Source organism: Paenibacillus sp. FSL R5-0887 (assembly GCF_038002305.1).
GTDB classification, from domain to species: domain Bacteria; phylum Bacillota; class Bacilli; order Paenibacillales; family Paenibacillaceae; genus Paenibacillus_AQ; species Paenibacillus_AQ odorifer.
In genome coordinates this window covers 352,282-367,248 of record NZ_JBBOCE010000001.1, presented here as the reverse complement: position 1 = coordinate 367,248, position 14,967 = coordinate 352,282, and the positions used below count along the sequence as shown (strand labels likewise).

The following is a 14,967-nucleotide window of genomic DNA, read 5'->3' as shown; positions in this document are numbered from 1 at the left end:
TAGAGCAGTTCTATAATCCTTTTAGCTATGCGGTCAAGAGGACTCGAACCTCCACGATATTGCTACCACTGGCACCTGAAGCCAGCGCGTCTGCCAATTCCGCCATGACCGCGTATTATAATGACTCGCTTATTGCGGTCACAAGATAGATCATACCACGCTGAGAATCCAACGTCAATATATTTTCGCCGTTTTCTTATCATTCATTAATTTATGGATAATTATTGCTTTTGTTGCCGAATATAAGGTATAATGAGAACAAAAGTTCGCATAATATAAATGAGGTGATTTATAATGGCGACTACAAAGCTAAACACATCCATTATTGATGAAGAAGTAACTAAAGAAGAACTGTCCCTGGTCAGAAGCTATTTGCTGCTAACGTTTATTCATAAAGTGTTCGAACGTGACTGCCGTGTAATCAGTAGAAGCGGCCTGTTTAAGACCCCTCAGCTATATATGGAGCTCGTATCTGGTGCCACAAAGAAGACGTCACTAATGCTTCAAGAGGTTACGCGCGAGCTGAGCTCCCATGATTTGAAGATTACTACCGTTCGCCAAGATCAGCGAGGAGTCGAAGCCTTATATTCCTGCAGAGGATTTCAAGGAGAGATGAATATATTATGGCCAGGCTTCCGTAGAGAAATGATGCTGCGCATGCGCGCGTATCTTGGACTGTCCACAGAACTCTCCATACTCTCCAGAGAAGAGAATGCGTCTGAATTAGCTCTAACTATATAGTCCCAAATGACATTACAGAAACAGCTCCCGCCCAGTAGGGCGAGAGCTGTTTTGTATTATGAAGATTATTACTGCGGAAATTATTACTGTGAAGATTATATATTATCCGGATCTTGTCTTGGTTCACTAAATGGCTGGAATATATAATTGCGATCCAGCTTCACTACTCGTCTATTCTGACGACGTATCATCACCTGAGAATCATCCCAAGCAAGAACTATCCCTTTTACATCGTTACTTTCCAAGCCATCACGCACTACACGAATTTTCTCACCGGAAATCCGATAGGCATCCAATTGCTCATCGCTAATCATCATTAATCCCTCCTGTCATAGCTTGTCCTATTTAGTCTCAGAAAAAAGACCCAAATGATAAATCATCTGGGTCTCATGTAGGCAATTAACGACTTGCATGTCTACTAAAGCATTCTTATATCAGCGCTTCATTCTTCTCAAACCAGAAGTCAAGAACTTTAGCGGACATCACACGTTGCTCCAGATACTCCACTTGGTTAGTTGTGAATTTCTCCCTCCACGGGAAGGATAACTCTTCGCACAAACCTTTGATTGTCAGAAGCTCTGACCAGGCTACATAGCGTTTGTACCAAAAAAACTGAGGATGTTCAATCATATAGGGATACAGATCGTCGAATTCCGTGTGTTTGCAATCCAGCGCACGCTCGAAATGATCCTTGGCCTCGGTTAATTTATCAATAAAAAATTGTTCAGTCACCGGTTCTTTCCCCATTGTGACGCCTCCTCCCTATGTCTAATTTTTATTATAAAGGAAAATCCATAGGGTGAAAAGCAGTTGTTTAAAAAATAGGCCTGTTCTTATTACCAATTAGGTTATTCCCCAAATTCGATGGTGCCTCCATTTAGAGAGGTAATTCTTACGAGTGACTCCAGACGAATGCCTTGCTCTCTGATCGTCCGAGCCCCTGCCTGAAAGCTTTTTTCTACTACAACACCAAGACCAACTAGCTCAGCGCCAGAACGTTGAATGATCTTAATCAAGCCACGCGCTGCATCACCATTGGCAATAATATCATCAATAAAGAGGATTTTATCCTCTGGAGAGATGAACTGGCGAGACAACATAATATCGGTAACGATACCTTTTGTAAAAGACGGAACTCTTTCGCAAAGCGCATCCGGATCAGCTAACAGAGTTTTTTTGCGGCGTGCAAAAACTAGCGGCACCTTTAATTCATACGCGGTGGCAAATGCCACGGCAATGCCCGAGGATTCAACGGTCACAATACGAGTAATTCCTGAATCCGCAAACCTCCCGGCAAACTCCCGTCCCATTTCCATCGTAAGCTGTGGATCAACCTGATGATTTAGCAGTGCATCCAGCTTCAGTACCTCATCCGAAACGACGACACCTTCTTCCAAAATCCGCTGTTTCAACACTTCCATGACTTTGAACCTCCAATACCCTTTATAATCGCAGACATTCCGTACAAATTAATCACTGATCATAAAGCAATTACGACGGAAGTCATGTCCTACTGATCCTCATCATAACCTGTACTATACAGAGTACACAAGGTTATCCTGCATAGCACTCGTTATGATTTTTCTTTAGCTTCGTAAAACTATTAGGAGGGGAGCCATGAAATCACATGTCCGAACATTACAGATCGCTTTCACTTATATTGGCACCATTGTAGGAGCCGGATTCGCCACCGGACAGGAAATATTAAAATTCTTCACACGTTACGGTCACTGGGCAGTCCTGACCATCCTGCTCTCAACTATATTGTTCATATGGCTGGGTACAAAAATGATGGTCATTGCTCGGCGAATACAAGCGGAATCCTATGAAGACTTTAACCGTCACCTCTTTGGGGAACAGGTTGGAAGCACCATCAGTTTGTTCACGATGGTCGTCCTGATCGGTGTAAACAGTATTATGCTTGCAGGAGCCGGCGCTATTTTTCAGGAGCATCTCGGACTTCATTATCAGACTGGACTACTTATCACATTGCTTGGTTCATATTTTCTGCTAAAACGAGGGATTTCCGGTATTCTGCAAATGAACAGTATTGTAGTTCCTTTAATGCTTACTCTGTCACTTATCATTATTTTTAATACTTTTCAAATTCCGGGAGCTGGACGGTTCCTGTTCCTTGATAACGATCGCTCTCTCTTTGGGGCATGGATGTCACCGCTGCTCTACACCGCCTTTAATTTAGGGATGGCACAAGCTGTTTTAGTCCCTATGGCTCGTCACACAGAGGAAGAAAAAACCCTTGTATGGGGCGGTATTATTGGGGGTACCGGGATTGGTTTTATGTTGATCGCCGCACATTTCGCAATGAGCTCACAGATGCCAGGGATTCTCAAGTTTGAAATTCCGATGGGCAGCATCGCCGTCCGGTTGGGTACTGTAGTGCAAACTATATATCTGCTGCTGATCTTTTTGGAGATCTTCAGCACTTTCGTCGCCGATATTTATGGAGTAGCTGTACAGCTTAAGCAACGGCTTCCCCTATCAACCGCACTAATCACACCTCTTCTGATGTTGGTCTGCTATTTACTGAGCCAGTTCGGCTTTAGTTCACTGCTCTCCGTGTTCTACCCAATCTTCGGAGGTTTATCACTGGTCTGGGCTGTTAAACTGCTACGAACACCATGGTCCTCTCCACCAGGTATTAATACTTCATCGAACTCAAAGGAGAAGGGGAACAGTCTCGTATCCGTAAAACCAATCACCCGAACTACACGGAAATAACCGCTGCTGTAGGAATCATACGTGCTGCCGCTTCCGCCACATGCTTGTGACAGGTCATCATCACAATCTGGCGGGAGATCGACAGTTCTCCAAGAAGTCCAAGCGCAGCATGAAGACGAGACTCATCAAAGTTAACGAAGAGATCATCGAATAACAGCGGCAGCGATACTTGCCGTGACATGGTCTCTGCCAATGCCAGCCGGATGGCAAGATACAGCTGTTCTGCCGTCCCTCGGCTGAGCAGTCCACTGTCCAGCAGTCCCCCGTCCTTGTGTTCAGCTTTCAGCTCTTTATGCCCTAGTGTCATAACAACCCTTTTATATTCCCCTTCCGTCAGCTTGGAGAAATAATCTGAGGCAAGCAGTAATACCTGTGGCTGCTTCTCCTGCTCATACACACGGCGAGTTCGCCCGATTAGTTCGGCAGTTATCGCTGCCACTGCATATTTATCAGCCACGATCCGCAAGGCTGCTCTCTGCTCTTCCAGTTGCTGAATAACCGAATCCTCCACGCAGCGCTCCTTCAAATACTCCCTTTCCTGAAGCAGCTTGCCTCGTTGCTCCAGCAGGGTGTTCCAACCCTCTTCCTGCCGTTCCATCAATTCTTCAGCCAATGACCGCTCCAGCTGCAATGCTTCCGCATCATGATGATTTAATAATTCCAGCAGAGCAGCAACCCGCTCCTCCCCCCAACCACCGAACATAGCAAGCTCCCACTGGCGAATCAATTTATTCAGATCACTGCGCCGCTGCACAGCTGCTGACCTGCGTAAGAAATCCTCTCCACCAGTCGCCCCGCCTTCCTGTATCAGAAGCTCACGCTGTTCTCTCAGCTCACCTAATATCCTGTGGCTCTCCTTGAGTTCTTCATCCACATCCTGCAATCTTGACTGCATAGTTTCCCGGCGAATCAAGTCCTTTTTCAGATCATCCCATGCTCTTTTTCGCAGTTCCAGCCAGCTTAGTAAGGTTAACGCAGATATTCGTTTCCCCTCTTGCGGATCTATTTCAAAGCCAGCTGCCGCTACACCAGACTCGTCGCCAAGATCAGCACCCGACTCATAAATAAGAGCGAGCAGCTCCTCCTCAAACATGGTACATTCTGCTTCCAGCTCCTTCAATCGTAAGGAGAGTTTATTCTCTTGGCGCAGCAGCTCATTCCCTTGTTCAACCATAGCAAAAATATCCGGCAGCCCTTCAGGAGATAATCCTTCAGGCAACCTGCGTTGGCGAAGCCAATCTTCATATTGCTCAGCCGTTTCCGTGTATGCCGCCTCCGCCCGGTGCATTTCTTCAGCGAGCAGCTTCTCTTGGCCTGCCAGCGTCTCCAGCTCCGTGCGACAGGCATCACGCTCGGCGGCATAGCGTTCGATGCGCTGCCGCCAAGCTGACCAAGCCTCCATGAGCCTGCGAAGCTCCCTCATGGAGGCCTCCAGCCCGCCTGCGTCAGGGCTGGACCCCAGGGCGGCCGTCCGCCGCCCCGGCACAACGCTCTCCGGCTCCGCCCCGGAGAGCAGCGCCCCGCAGCCGCAGCATCTCGGCTGCGGCTGCGCTGACGTCCCCGCCATGCTCTGGCGGGGACGCTTCCGGCCGGCGCGCTCCGCGCAAGCCGGCCCAAAGGGCCAGATCGGCCGCGCCCAGCAGGCCGATCGCAAGCACGGCGCTGGCCGGCGGAGCACCGGTCAGCCACAGCGCTGCGGGCAGCAGCACGGTTAGTGCTGCCCCGGCCCACAGCAGGCGCCGGTAGAGCGCGGCCATGCGCTTCGCGCCAAGGCCGTCACTTCCGGCGCCGCGCGCTGGCCCTTCGCTGAGCTGCGCTTCGCGCCAGCGTTCGGCCGCCTGCTGCAGCTCGTCCCACAGCTGCAGCACTTCACGGGCGCTGTGCGGAGCCAGCTGCGCAAAAGCTTCCGCGCCGGTAGCGTGCTCACGCGCCAGCGCCCGTTCTGCTGCTTGGAGCGACGCTGAGGCAGCGGCCAAACGGGATCGCAATGACTGCCGCGTTGCACCCTCCGCCTCCATGCGGCGGTCATAACTAGCGAACGCCGCCGCAAACTTCCGTGCAGCTTCACGATCCGCCGCTGTCCCAGAGAATGAAGTCAGCTCTGCAGGGCTCCAGCTCACATCAATGCCGCGCAGAATTCGCCGCAAATGCTCATTCAGCGCCGTTAATTCTCCCTCAAGCCGCTGTCTTTCCGTTCTACGGTTCTCGTAACTGCTCCGATGCCGGTCCAGCCGCTCTAAAACAGGCCCCTGCGCTGCTAATACTTCATCTGGAGGGTTCTTTGCCAGTTCAATAGTAAGCTCGCTTAGAAGACGTTCATAACGTACTACTGATCCCTGTGCATTACGAATTTCTCCTTCAACCGCCTGAAAGCGAGTTGCCCCTTCTTCAGGAAAGGCTGAAATCAATGGCAATCCTTGCAGCTCTAGCTGAGCCTCGCTCCACTTTAACCACAGCTCACGGACTTCCTGTGCTTTTCGAAACATCACTAGCTGCTCTCCAGTGAGCTTGCGCTGTTGCTCCAATTCATCTAGCTCCGACTCCGTTACCCTCAATGCTACTATATTATCGTTATATCGCGGAAGATAAGAACGGCTCTCAACCATTTGTCGCTCAAGCTTTTCAATGGCTTGCACAACTTTTGCTGCTTCTTGCAGCTTGCCACGAGGTTTGTACAGCTTCTCAGCTTCCTGCACCAAACGGCGTTCCGCACGCATGATTGCACCGCCACCGCCCATACCTGCATGAAAAAGAAAGCTGCTCATCTCCTCAGATTGAAGGGCAGCAAGCTCCTGCAGCTCGTCCAGTGAAACTGCGAACAATTGCTGGAACATACTCCTAGAGATCCCCCCAAGTAAATGTCGTTCCATTTCAGCTTGTCCCAGCTCTTGAGTCATTTCATTTGGATGATTTACTGTAATGTTCAGCTTTTCATTTCTTCCTGATCCCTCAGCACCTGAAGCAAAACGGCGAATGGTCCACAAACCATCATTACTGTCACGTAGCTTCAAGGTTCCCCCATGCAATCCGCCTTGCATAGGTTCATACCTTTCCAAGGGATTTCCACGGCTTGGAATTCCAAACAGCATAGAGCGTATGAATTGCAGTGTCGTACTTTTTCCTGCTTCATTACGCCCATAAAGTACGGTCACTCCCTGCGTTAAATGAATCTCTCGATTGTGAAGACGCCCGAAGCCATTGATATGCAAATGTTCAATTCTCATCGTTTTGCCCTCCGGATTGTTGATACGAAAGACTTTCCGCCGCTTCAACAGTATCATCCATCCCGCCAAGCATCGTGATTCCCTGCTCTGCTGCAGCACGTAGCCAGCTCAATTTCTCTTCTTGACTAGTCATAGACAACAGCTTTCGCAGCTCCTGATTCTCCAATAGCGGTTTAAGCGCACTATTTAATAGTTCTTCGAGCGCTTCCGGGGAATGTTCCGTATGCTCTGCAATGCGCAGCATTTCTCCAAGAAAACTATCCTCTTCCAATAAGCGTTGGCGATCAATAGCCAAACCGGACTCTATAGCGAACCCTTCCGTCCAGACAAGCCCTTTGTAATCTTTACGCTCAGCCCTAATCGCCTCACGGCGCTGGAGTTCAGACAGCAAATCCTCTGCTGCCCCTTTTTCAGCCAATACTTTATGTACGTCCCCTCGCCCAATCAGACGAAATCTGACCACCGACATGAGCTCCGGGAGCTCCGCGCGGATGTCTTCAATAACCTGCTCCACTTTCTGTATCCATTCAGCTTCATTGCTTAATCCTTCTATAGATAAGTCTCTAACCTGCCAGCGAACGAAATCCAGTTCATGAAATTGCAGAGTGGATCTTCCAGCCTCATCTACATCCACAATATAACAACCTTTAGCTCCGGTTTCCTTAATGCTGCGCCCTTGTATATTCCCTGGATACACAATCACAGGCTTTTCATGCAATACACTACGTTTATGAATATGTCCAAGCGCCCAATAATCAAACCCCCGTTCGATAAGGTCCCTGCGACTGCAAGGAGAATAGGTCTCATGCAGCAAATCACCGTCTACATTGCCATGCAGCATCGCAATATGAAACAGGCGGCTGCCAGGTTTACGAGAAAAGGTTACAGCCGTGTTGTTTGAAACTTTCGCCGTTGGGTAAGAGATTCCACTAACGATGGCAACTTCTTGGCCATCTATACGGCGGTAAGCTGTAGCGTGTTCTGGCTTCTCTCCGCCAAATACGGTAACATGCCTTGGCATTTCCGTTGTCAGACGCAGTCCGTCAAGCGGATCGTGGTTGCCATGAATCAGGAACACGTGAATCCCATGCTCACCGAGTTCTTTGAGCGCTTCCTGAAATCGCAGCTGTCCCTGTAATGATGCATCTGAAACATCATACACATCTCCACTAATGACAATAAAATCAACGTTCTCTTGGATCGCAACGCGGACAAGCCGCCCGAGGGCGGCAAAGGTAGACTCACGTAAATAAGCACGAATGGCTGGCGAAATATGCGCCAGCCCGGCAAAACGGCTATCCAGATGTAAATCAGCAGTATGCAGAAAGCGAAATGGAATCATAGCTGTTCACCCTTTCGTTCCTGAGGGATACTGTAAATAGGTTTTTTTTAGTTCATTAGCAACTCTTGTCAACGAATATAGGCTTTTGGCTTTATCCCATGCGGAACGTGAAAGCTCATAACGATAAGCCGGATCAGATATCACCTTCTCTAATGCATCAGCAAGAGCAATCTCATCGTCAGGACTGACCAATAAACCATTCACACCATCTTCAATCTGCTCCGGTATTCCGCCCACATTTGTCCCCACTAAAGCCAGGCAGCTAAGTGCCGCTTCCGCAAACACTGAACCGAACGCCTCCGCCCGAGAGGGCAATACGAAAATATCAAAGAATGGCATGAATTCTTCAGGGTGCAGCGTATATCCGTAAAAGATCGTTTCATTATAGATCCCTAAATGTTGGGCCATCTTTTCCAGATCCGCACGTGAAGGACCGTCGCCAATAATATGCAGTACATACTCATGGCCGCGATTTTTAAGCTCCGCGCAAGCTTTGAGTAATATATCTATTCCTTTAGCCGGAACCAGACGTGTCACGGTCACTAGCTGCGGAATAGCGTTATCATGCGGAACAGGCTTAAATCTTTTTTCATCAAAACCATTCGGAATAACACCTATATTAGAAGGATCAATAATATAAGGGGCCACATAATCTGCAAAAGATCGCGACACCGTCATTAATCGATCACTAACATGCTCAAGTTCACGATAAAGTGAGACTAGAAAACGATGCTCCAAGCCATCCTCGGAAATCGCTCCATTTAGAATCAATTCTCGCTCGTAACTGGAATGCAGGGTATGAATTAACGGAGTATCAGGGAACACTTTTTTCATCGCTAAGCCAGCAATCGGATGATGAGAATGAATAAGATCATAAGGCTTACTCATCCGCAGTTTTGTCCACCATAAATAATCACGATAGGTCTGAATATATTTCTGAACGATCGGACTTTCTCCATACTGCGTCCAATCAAACGTCTCGAATATTACTTCCTCATGCCCCTTATTGCGAATCCGCTTAGGCAGCCAAAACAAATCCATCTCCCAACGGCTTGAACGGAATCTTTCCTGAAGATAAGGGATCATAGATGATACACCACCGGGTTGCTCCGGCGGGAAGAAGAGCGCTTGCAGCAAATTCATATGGTACATCCCCTTTACAATTGCCCTGTGTACTGTAAGACTCGGCAATTATGATATAGTTGAATATATGTAGAATTTCAGGTACGATTACGTTCCCCATACCTTGATTTTATCGGTATAAACATGAAACAGCAACTAAGAAAAAGGAGAATGAGCTATGAAGGAAGAACAGCTGCCTGCCTCTTACACCGCATCTATTAAAGAAATGCTGGGGCAAGAGGCAGATGCTTTTCTAGAAAGTTATTCAGCACCACGAACTCAAGGACTGCGCTTTAATCCGCTAAAAAGCACCTCAGCCATAGGCCAAGTTGCGGTGGACCGTACAGTCTCACAATTTAATTTGAAGCCTATCCCATGGTGCCAGGGCGGGTTTTATTATGATGAGCCCGCTCGACCAGGCAGACATCCTTACCATGCAGCTGGACTATATTATATTCAGGAGCCTTCCGCAATGTCCGCAGCTGAACTGCTGGCACCTGAACCCGGTGAAACCGTCCTCGATCTTGCAGCAGCCCCTGGAGGTAAAACTACGCATATCGCTGGTTTAATGCAGGGACAAGGCCTCTTAATCTCTAATGAAATCCATCCGGAACGCGCAAAAATTCTAGCAGAGAACGTTGAACGTCTGGGCATTAAGAATACCCTCGTAACCTGTGCAACACCAGAACAGCTATCTGCGCGTTTCCCGCAAGCTTTTGACCGAATTATGCTGGATGCTCCTTGTTCTGGAGAAGGCATGTTCCGAAAAGATCCAAAAGCCATTCAAGAATGGTCTCCTGCTCATGTAGTTATGTGCGCAGCGAGACAATGGGATATCCTGCAAGACGCCTACATTATGCTTAAACCAGGGGGTACTTTAGCTTACTCTACCTGCACCTTTAACCGTCAAGAGAATGAAGAAACCATTGCTCGATTGACGGCTAGTTACCCCGATATGGAACTACTCACCTGCAAACGCCTTTGGCCGCATTTAGAAAAGGGCGAAGGTCACTTTGTTGCACTCCTGCGTAAGCAAATTGACACTGTATCCGTGAATGACGATGCCAACCGCAACGCCAAAAAACGCCGAAGCAAAAACAACCCAAAAACTAATTCTTCTGTACGTGATGCCTACCAGCTTTTTCAAGACTGGGCTGCGGTAGAACTGCCTGGTCTTTCATGCCAAGGTGTACCCCTGCTCTTCGGCGAATCTCTTTATTTGCTGCCAGAATCCTTCAATGGCAACCTCCATGCCGGGCTGCTGGACGGACTGCGTATTCCACGAGCTGGACTACATATTGCCCATTTGAAGAAAAATCGGATTGAACCTGCTCATGCATTAGCTATGGCACTTCAGCCCCTACAAGCATCACGAAGCTTTGATCTCAGCAGTGAGGGCCCGGAAATACATGCTTGGCTCCGCGGTGAAAGCCTGCCTGTCCCCAGCGAATTACATGGATGGACACTTGTAACTTTAGATGGTTTGCCAATTAGTTGGGGCAAGGCGAGTTTAGGCCAGCTTAAAAATCATCTTCCTAAAGGATTACGTATCCTAAAAGCCCATATTGACGAGCAATAGGCCATAGACCAGTACAACAGGCCCTCTTCGGCATATGATGTCATTATCTCAGAAAGCTGCGACACCAGTCACAGCAATTGAGAAGAAGACATAAGTTGAGGAGGAATAAATCATGGGTGAATTTCAAGGAGGAGCTTTCACTTCGACCGGAGCGATTTTGGTACTTTTCATCTTGCTGGTCATCATTTCCCGTTCGTTGTTTGTTTAAAACCTTCCCGGCTTAATTAGCTGGTGAAACGAAGCGGCTGTGTCGTCCTTTTTTGGGGCGGTGCGGCCGCTTTATTTCTTTCCGACATAACATCTCCATTTGTTATTCTCGTGAATATTTACCGTTTGAAAGCCCGATTTCCGTAATAACTGCTCCATCTCTTCGCTCTTAGTAAATTGCTTCATATGATAATTGATTTTATAGATCTCAGAAATAATAACAAATGTACCGCCTGCTATCAGCACCCTAAATGCTTCACTTATATCGTGTTCGAGGTCCGGCCAGAAATAATGTGTCTGAATCGCTGTGATCGTCCCAAAAAATCCATCGTTGAACGGTAACGCCGACACATCTCCCTGACTAATCCTCACCCTACCAGCGGCAACAGCCTTATTGTTTTTTTGAATAGATGTCTCTACAGCTTGTTGTGAGTAATCTATGCCGTAAATTTCATGTTGTTTATTTTGTTTTGCTAACGTATGTATAGTTTGACCGCCACCACAGCCTATGTCCAGGATAGGAGCGCCACTCTTAATTTCTATTTTTCTAAGCCCCCATGTTGTGATGCTGGTATGTGCCTGATTCATGATTTTGATCATGATATTTCCTACGAACCCTCTAGGATTCTTGGCTTGCTCAATCAGCGCATTCAATAAACCCATATTTGTACCTCCCAATCAATTGGCCATACCAGTAGCCTGATCCCTTGATATATGTTCCGTAAGATTTTCTGCTGTAACTGCCCACTTATCTGCTTGATACTCTATTTTATGAATACTAGTATATGAAGTCGGGAAATGAGCATTCTTATTCGTCCACGTTAGCCCTTTTAAAATATGGTATATAACATTAATTACGCCACCATGAGTGACCATAATTACATTTTCATTTGGATCAGTACTCTCCAGTTCATTACATAGTTTTGAGAAACTTGAACTTATTCGCGTAAAAAATTCCTGAGGACTTTCTCCTCCTGGAAATCTCTCATCCATTCTTAAAGCCGAGAAATAAAGACCCGGGTATCGTTCATTTGCGATTTCATGGGGCATTCCAGCGATTACACCATTGTTCGTTTCTCTCCAATACTGGCTGCTTTCAACAGGCAAATTAAGCTCTCTGGCGATCTCATTTGCTGTATCTAACGCACGTTGCAAATCACTACAAAGAATACGGGTTATGTTAAAGCTAGATTGATTTTCCTTAAGATAATATCCAAGACGTTCGGCTTGTCTATATCCCTCTACTACAAGGCCACGTTGACTCCAACCCCCACGAAAGCCTTCTTCATCTATTCCATGCCTTATAAAATATATAGCCATCGATTGTATACCTCCTGAACAAGATTGTTATACATTTGCATTAAACTTCGAAAACGCTTGTTTTTTAAGTTGATCCCAATTGGGCGTTGTAATGTTTGCTTGTTGCTTCAAAATATCAAATGAATCAAACAAAGCTGCTATTTCGCTGAAAGAACCGTCCACTAATTTCATAAACGGTAATTTATGAATTATTCTCAGACCATAATATACAGCCTGCTTGTGCTTTCGAACAAAGTTAACTTGCCCTGCTGGAGTGACAGTATAACCTAATTGCTCCATGATTTGAAACCCCTCGTCCATTACTGAAATGGCTTGTTTTAATAGCTTCTTATCTTTGGATACCTTTTTCAAATCCCCGTCATGCAGATAACTAAGGGAGTTCAAAGCCACTATAGGCACGATATGACTTTTGAGCCAAGCATCCATATCCTCATGATAAGTTAGCTTATACTTAGCGTTCTCAAACGCTTTTTCCAGTAAGTGTTTTATTGAGATCTCACCGTCTAAACTGCCAAGTACCATTTGCCCTCCTGCGTGTATTTTGATAACACGACCGCTCGTTTCCCGAATTCCTGCACTAAGCTGAAATCCGAAGAGTATATTTTTCCTCACATTGCTCATTTCCTGTAGATCCTTTTGCATGCCAGGAGCATCGCCATTGTTCCCCACAAGAATTATATTCTGACTCTGATTCTCAGCTAGAATAGGTAACACAGATGGAAAATCATTATATTTCATAACAACAAAAATAAGATCATAGAGATCATCGGATCGAAGCGTAGAGATGACCTTTACTGTATCCACAGTGTTTTTAATTTGAAAATAATGGCGAAGCACAAGTCCGTCTTTCGTCAATTGCTCTGCTCGCTTTCCTCTGGCAAGCATGGTGACATCATTTCCCCCACGCACTAGAACATGTGCAAGATAGCTGCCTAATACTCCCGCTCCAAAAACTAAAACTCTCATATTTAACTCCTCTATCCCTTTTTAGACATTTGTTGAATTTTGATCAACTGTTCGATAAAATCAGATTATCACATCTCCGGTAGGGTTCAATCGTTAGTTTGATCGGTTTTGTTGATTTTTCAACAGAATACAATACATTGTTTAATAAAAAGGGAGTCTTACCATGGACAGAAGAATTAAAAAAAACCAAACAGCCATCATGAATGCATTAATTCAACTGATGGCTGAAAAAGATTTTGAAAAAATAACGATCAACGAAATCGCAGAGCGCGCTGATGTAAACCGCGGAACGATTTATTCCCATTATGCGGATAAATACGATCTGATGGATAAATGCCTGGCGGCTCAGCTCCAGCAACTAATCGAAAGCTGCTCCGCAGTGGAGGATGAAACCGAACCTAATCCCTCGAAGGCGTCATTGCTCCGCACGCTGGAACAATTGGAGGAGAATGCTCTCTTTTATAAGACTTTATTAAGAAACAAAGCTTTACTCTCCTTTAGAAACCAATTACAAGAAATGATAAATGAGCAGATTAAGGTACAATTTTTAGAAAACAATTTTAACCTGGATGAGCTGAGTAAAGATATATCTGTGCAATTTTTGAGTTCGGCGACTGTCGGAGTGATTGAATGGTGGTTTACTCATAGTAATCCTTGCTCTGCAAAAGAGATCACTGAAAAGTTATGGTCCATGCTCGATCTAAATCTGCAGATGATCCGTTCTCAAGCTTGAATATGCTCTCCCGTATCCATCTCATAAATGGAGCTGATGATTTTTTCAATGGGAATCTCCTTAATAGATATATCAAGGATCTCTACCTTTTCGCTAAGAATATGCAGAAACTCACCCATTTTACATTGCTCGGTATCGATCAGCAGCTCCACTTCGTAATCCGATATTCTTTCCGATATCAAAGTTCCAGGCAGATCAATATCTCCAATTGTTGTGGCGGCTGAAAGCCTGACTACTTTTTTGGCGCCCAGATGCAGTCGAAGTTCAGAGAACTTGTCGTCATATACTTTTTTCCCTTGATGAATTATAAGGACTCTTTGAACCAAACGCTCTACATCTTCCAAGTCATGTGTTGTCAGAATAAATGTGGTGCCTTCCTGATTCATTTGCTTAATGAATTCTCTGATTCTTTGTTTAGCTATCACATCCAGCCCGATCGTCGGCTCATCCAAAAAAACCACAGGTGGTGAATGAAGCATCGCCATAATAAACTCGCATTTCATTCGTTCTCCCAGGGAAAGGGTTCGTGTGGGTTTAGTAATAATATCGCCAATCTCAAACATGTTTACAAATCGGTCTAGTCTTGTACGAAAGTCGTTCGTAGGAATATCATAGATTTCCTTGTTCATATAAAAGCTATCCAATGGGGGAATGTCCCATATTAACTGCGATTTCTGTCCGAACAATACCCCGATTTGTTTTACATATTGATTTTTCTGCTTATGAGGGTTGTACCCTAGAACATTTATTTCGCCCGATGTAGGATAGAGAACGCCTGTCAGCATTTTAATAGTCGTAGATTTCCCCGCACCGTTTGGACCCAGAATCCCAATGATTTCTCCTTTTCCAACACTGAACGAAAGATCTTCTACAGAGGTAATGATCGATTTTTCACGGTGAAACAGACTTTTAAATACACTTTTTGCATCTTGTCCACGGTGATAGGTTTCATATTGCTTGGTTAAGTTCTTGACGGTAATAATGTCCAAGTGAA

Annotated in this window: 16 protein-coding genes and 1 tRNA gene; 5 read left to right on the top strand and 12 right to left on the bottom strand. The window is 46.0% G+C overall.

Annotated elements, in window-relative coordinates; all coding sequences use genetic code 11:
• Positions 1-28: 28 nt before the first annotated feature.
• Positions 29-112, bottom strand: a tRNA-Leu gene (locus tag MKY14_RS01630).
• A gap of 182 nt (positions 113-294) precedes the next feature.
• Between MKY14_RS01630 and MKY14_RS01625 the strand changes: the two genes are divergently transcribed.
• A complete protein-coding gene (locus MKY14_RS01625; RefSeq protein ID WP_051491615.1) occupies positions 295-741 on the top strand; it encodes a hypothetical protein in 447 nt (148 codons plus the stop codon).
• A gap of 95 nt (positions 742-836) precedes the next feature.
• Here MKY14_RS01625 and MKY14_RS01620 read toward each other — a convergent pair whose 3' ends face one another.
• The 3 genes from MKY14_RS01620 to MKY14_RS01610 form a co-directional block, all read right to left on the bottom strand.
• Positions 837-1,055, bottom strand: a complete 219-nt coding sequence (locus tag MKY14_RS01620; protein WP_076186635.1) for a hypothetical protein — start codon at positions 1,053-1,055, stop codon at positions 837-839.
• A gap of 115 nt (positions 1,056-1,170) precedes the next feature.
• Positions 1,171-1,488 carry a hypothetical protein gene (locus MKY14_RS01615; protein WP_036689410.1) on the bottom strand — a complete coding sequence of 106 codons (318 nt, stop codon included), beginning with the start codon at positions 1,486-1,488 and terminating at the stop codon, positions 1,171-1,173.
• 101 nt (positions 1,489-1,589) lie between these two features.
• Complete coding sequence (locus tag MKY14_RS01610) at positions 1,590-2,162, bottom strand: xanthine phosphoribosyltransferase (RefSeq protein WP_038569895.1); 573 nt, start codon at positions 2,160-2,162, stop codon at positions 1,590-1,592.
• 196 nt (positions 2,163-2,358) lie between these two features.
• Here MKY14_RS01610 and MKY14_RS01605 point away from each other — a divergent pair, with 196 nt between their 5' ends.
• On the top strand, positions 2,359-3,480 hold the full coding sequence (locus MKY14_RS01605) for a YkvI family membrane protein (protein ID WP_076186638.1): 1,122 nt from the start codon (positions 2,359-2,361) through the stop codon (positions 3,478-3,480).
• Here MKY14_RS01605 and MKY14_RS01600 read toward each other — a convergent pair.
• From MKY14_RS01600 to MKY14_RS01585, 4 genes are read right to left on the bottom strand one after another with little or no spacing between them, the layout of a single operon-like run.
• Entirely contained in the window at positions 3,467-4,903 is a 1,437-nt protein-coding gene (locus MKY14_RS01600) for an ATP-binding protein (protein ID WP_340975619.1), read from the bottom strand. The two genes, MKY14_RS01605 and MKY14_RS01600, sit on opposite strands and share 14 nt — an antisense overlap.
• Before the next feature lie 22 nt (positions 4,904-4,925).
• Positions 4,926-6,704, bottom strand: a complete 1,779-nt coding sequence (locus MKY14_RS01595; RefSeq protein ID WP_340975618.1) for an AAA family ATPase — start codon at positions 6,702-6,704, stop codon at positions 4,926-4,928.
• Complete coding sequence (locus MKY14_RS01590) at positions 6,694-8,046, bottom strand: metallophosphoesterase family protein (protein ID WP_340975617.1); 1,353 nt, start codon at positions 8,044-8,046, stop codon at positions 6,694-6,696. The genes MKY14_RS01595 and MKY14_RS01590 overlap by 11 nt, the downstream gene beginning before the upstream one ends.
• A 6-nt stretch (positions 8,047-8,052) precedes the next feature.
• A complete protein-coding gene (locus MKY14_RS01585) occupies positions 8,053-9,189 on the bottom strand; it encodes a glycosyltransferase family 4 protein (RefSeq protein ID WP_036689393.1) in 1,137 nt (378 codons plus the stop codon).
• Between the two features lie 157 nt (positions 9,190-9,346).
• Between MKY14_RS01585 and MKY14_RS01580 the strand changes: the two genes are divergently transcribed.
• Positions 9,347-10,747: an RsmB/NOP family class I SAM-dependent RNA methyltransferase gene (locus tag MKY14_RS01580; protein ID WP_076130146.1), complete on the top strand. Its 1,401-nt coding sequence runs from the start codon at positions 9,347-9,349 to the stop codon at positions 10,745-10,747.
• Positions 10,748-10,859: 112 nt separating this feature from the next.
• Positions 10,860-10,955: a sporulation protein YjcZ gene (locus tag MKY14_RS01575; RefSeq protein ID WP_081383126.1), complete on the top strand. Its 96-nt coding sequence runs from the start codon at positions 10,860-10,862 to the stop codon at positions 10,953-10,955.
• Between the two features lie 71 nt (positions 10,956-11,026).
• Here MKY14_RS01575 and MKY14_RS01570 read toward each other — a convergent pair whose 3' ends face one another.
• The 3 genes from MKY14_RS01570 to MKY14_RS01560 are packed head-to-tail and all read right to left on the bottom strand — an operon-like array spanning position 11,027 to position 13,240.
• A complete protein-coding gene (locus MKY14_RS01570) occupies positions 11,027-11,617 on the bottom strand; it encodes a class I SAM-dependent methyltransferase (RefSeq protein WP_076130145.1) in 591 nt (196 codons plus the stop codon).
• A gap of 15 nt (positions 11,618-11,632) precedes the next feature.
• Positions 11,633-12,274: a histidine phosphatase family protein gene (locus MKY14_RS01565; RefSeq protein WP_340393957.1), complete on the bottom strand. Its 642-nt coding sequence runs from the start codon at positions 12,272-12,274 to the stop codon at positions 11,633-11,635.
• A 27-nt stretch (positions 12,275-12,301) separates the two neighbouring features.
• Positions 12,302-13,240, bottom strand: coding sequence for a ketopantoate reductase family protein (locus MKY14_RS01560; protein WP_076301205.1), 939 nt, complete (start codon positions 13,238-13,240; stop codon positions 12,302-12,304).
• Between the two features lie 163 nt (positions 13,241-13,403).
• On the opposite strand from MKY14_RS01560, the gene MKY14_RS01555 reads away from it, so the two are divergent.
• Positions 13,404-13,973 carry a TetR/AcrR family transcriptional regulator gene (locus MKY14_RS01555; RefSeq protein ID WP_076130142.1) on the top strand — a complete coding sequence of 190 codons (570 nt, stop codon included), beginning with the start codon at positions 13,404-13,406 and terminating at the stop codon, positions 13,971-13,973.
• Here MKY14_RS01555 and MKY14_RS01550 read toward each other — a convergent pair.
• Positions 13,964-14,962, bottom strand: coding sequence for an ABC transporter ATP-binding protein (locus MKY14_RS01550; RefSeq protein ID WP_248549246.1), 999 nt, complete (start codon positions 14,960-14,962; stop codon positions 13,964-13,966). The genes MKY14_RS01555 and MKY14_RS01550 overlap by 10 nt on opposite strands.
• Between the last annotated feature and the right edge of the window lie 5 nt (positions 14,963-14,967).

What these genes read in the sequence shown, in the direction of transcription:
- MKY14_RS01625 (WP_051491615.1), top strand. Translation starts at nt 295, where the DNA reads ATGGCGACTACAAAGCTAAACACATCCATTATTGATGAAGAAGTAACT.
- MKY14_RS01620 (WP_076186635.1), bottom strand. Translation starts at nt 1,055, where the DNA reads ATGATTAGCGATGAGCAATTGGATGCCTATCGGATTTCCGGTGAGAAA.
- MKY14_RS01615 (WP_036689410.1), bottom strand. Translation starts at nt 1,488, where the DNA reads ATGGGGAAAGAACCGGTGACTGAACAATTTTTTATTGATAAATTAACC.
- MKY14_RS01610 (WP_038569895.1), bottom strand. Translation starts at nt 2,162, where the DNA reads ATGGAAGTGTTGAAACAGCGGATTTTGGAAGAAGGTGTCGTCGTTTCG.
- MKY14_RS01605 (WP_076186638.1), top strand. Translation starts at nt 2,359, where the DNA reads ATGAAATCACATGTCCGAACATTACAGATCGCTTTCACTTATATTGGC.
- MKY14_RS01600 (WP_340975619.1), bottom strand. Translation starts at nt 4,903, where the DNA reads ATGAGGGAGCTTCGCAGGCTCATGGAGGCTTGGTCAGCTTGGCGGCAG.
- MKY14_RS01595 (WP_340975618.1), bottom strand. Translation starts at nt 6,704, where the DNA reads ATGAGAATTGAACATTTGCATATCAATGGCTTCGGGCGTCTTCACAAT.
- MKY14_RS01590 (WP_340975617.1), bottom strand. Translation starts at nt 8,046, where the DNA reads ATGATTCCATTTCGCTTTCTGCATACTGCTGATTTACATCTGGATAGC.
- MKY14_RS01585 (WP_036689393.1), bottom strand. Translation starts at nt 9,189, where the DNA reads ATGAATTTGCTGCAAGCGCTCTTCTTCCCGCCGGAGCAACCCGGTGGT.
- MKY14_RS01580 (WP_076130146.1), top strand. Translation starts at nt 9,347, where the DNA reads ATGAAGGAAGAACAGCTGCCTGCCTCTTACACCGCATCTATTAAAGAA.
- MKY14_RS01575 (WP_081383126.1), top strand. Translation starts at nt 10,860, where the DNA reads ATGGGTGAATTTCAAGGAGGAGCTTTCACTTCGACCGGAGCGATTTTG.
- MKY14_RS01570 (WP_076130145.1), bottom strand. Translation starts at nt 11,617, where the DNA reads ATGGGTTTATTGAATGCGCTGATTGAGCAAGCCAAGAATCCTAGAGGG.
- MKY14_RS01565 (WP_340393957.1), bottom strand. Translation starts at nt 12,274, where the DNA reads ATGGCTATATATTTTATAAGGCATGGAATAGATGAAGAAGGCTTTCGT.
- MKY14_RS01560 (WP_076301205.1), bottom strand. Translation starts at nt 13,240, where the DNA reads ATGAGAGTTTTAGTTTTTGGAGCGGGAGTATTAGGCAGCTATCTTGCA.
- MKY14_RS01555 (WP_076130142.1), top strand. Translation starts at nt 13,404, where the DNA reads ATGGACAGAAGAATTAAAAAAAACCAAACAGCCATCATGAATGCATTA.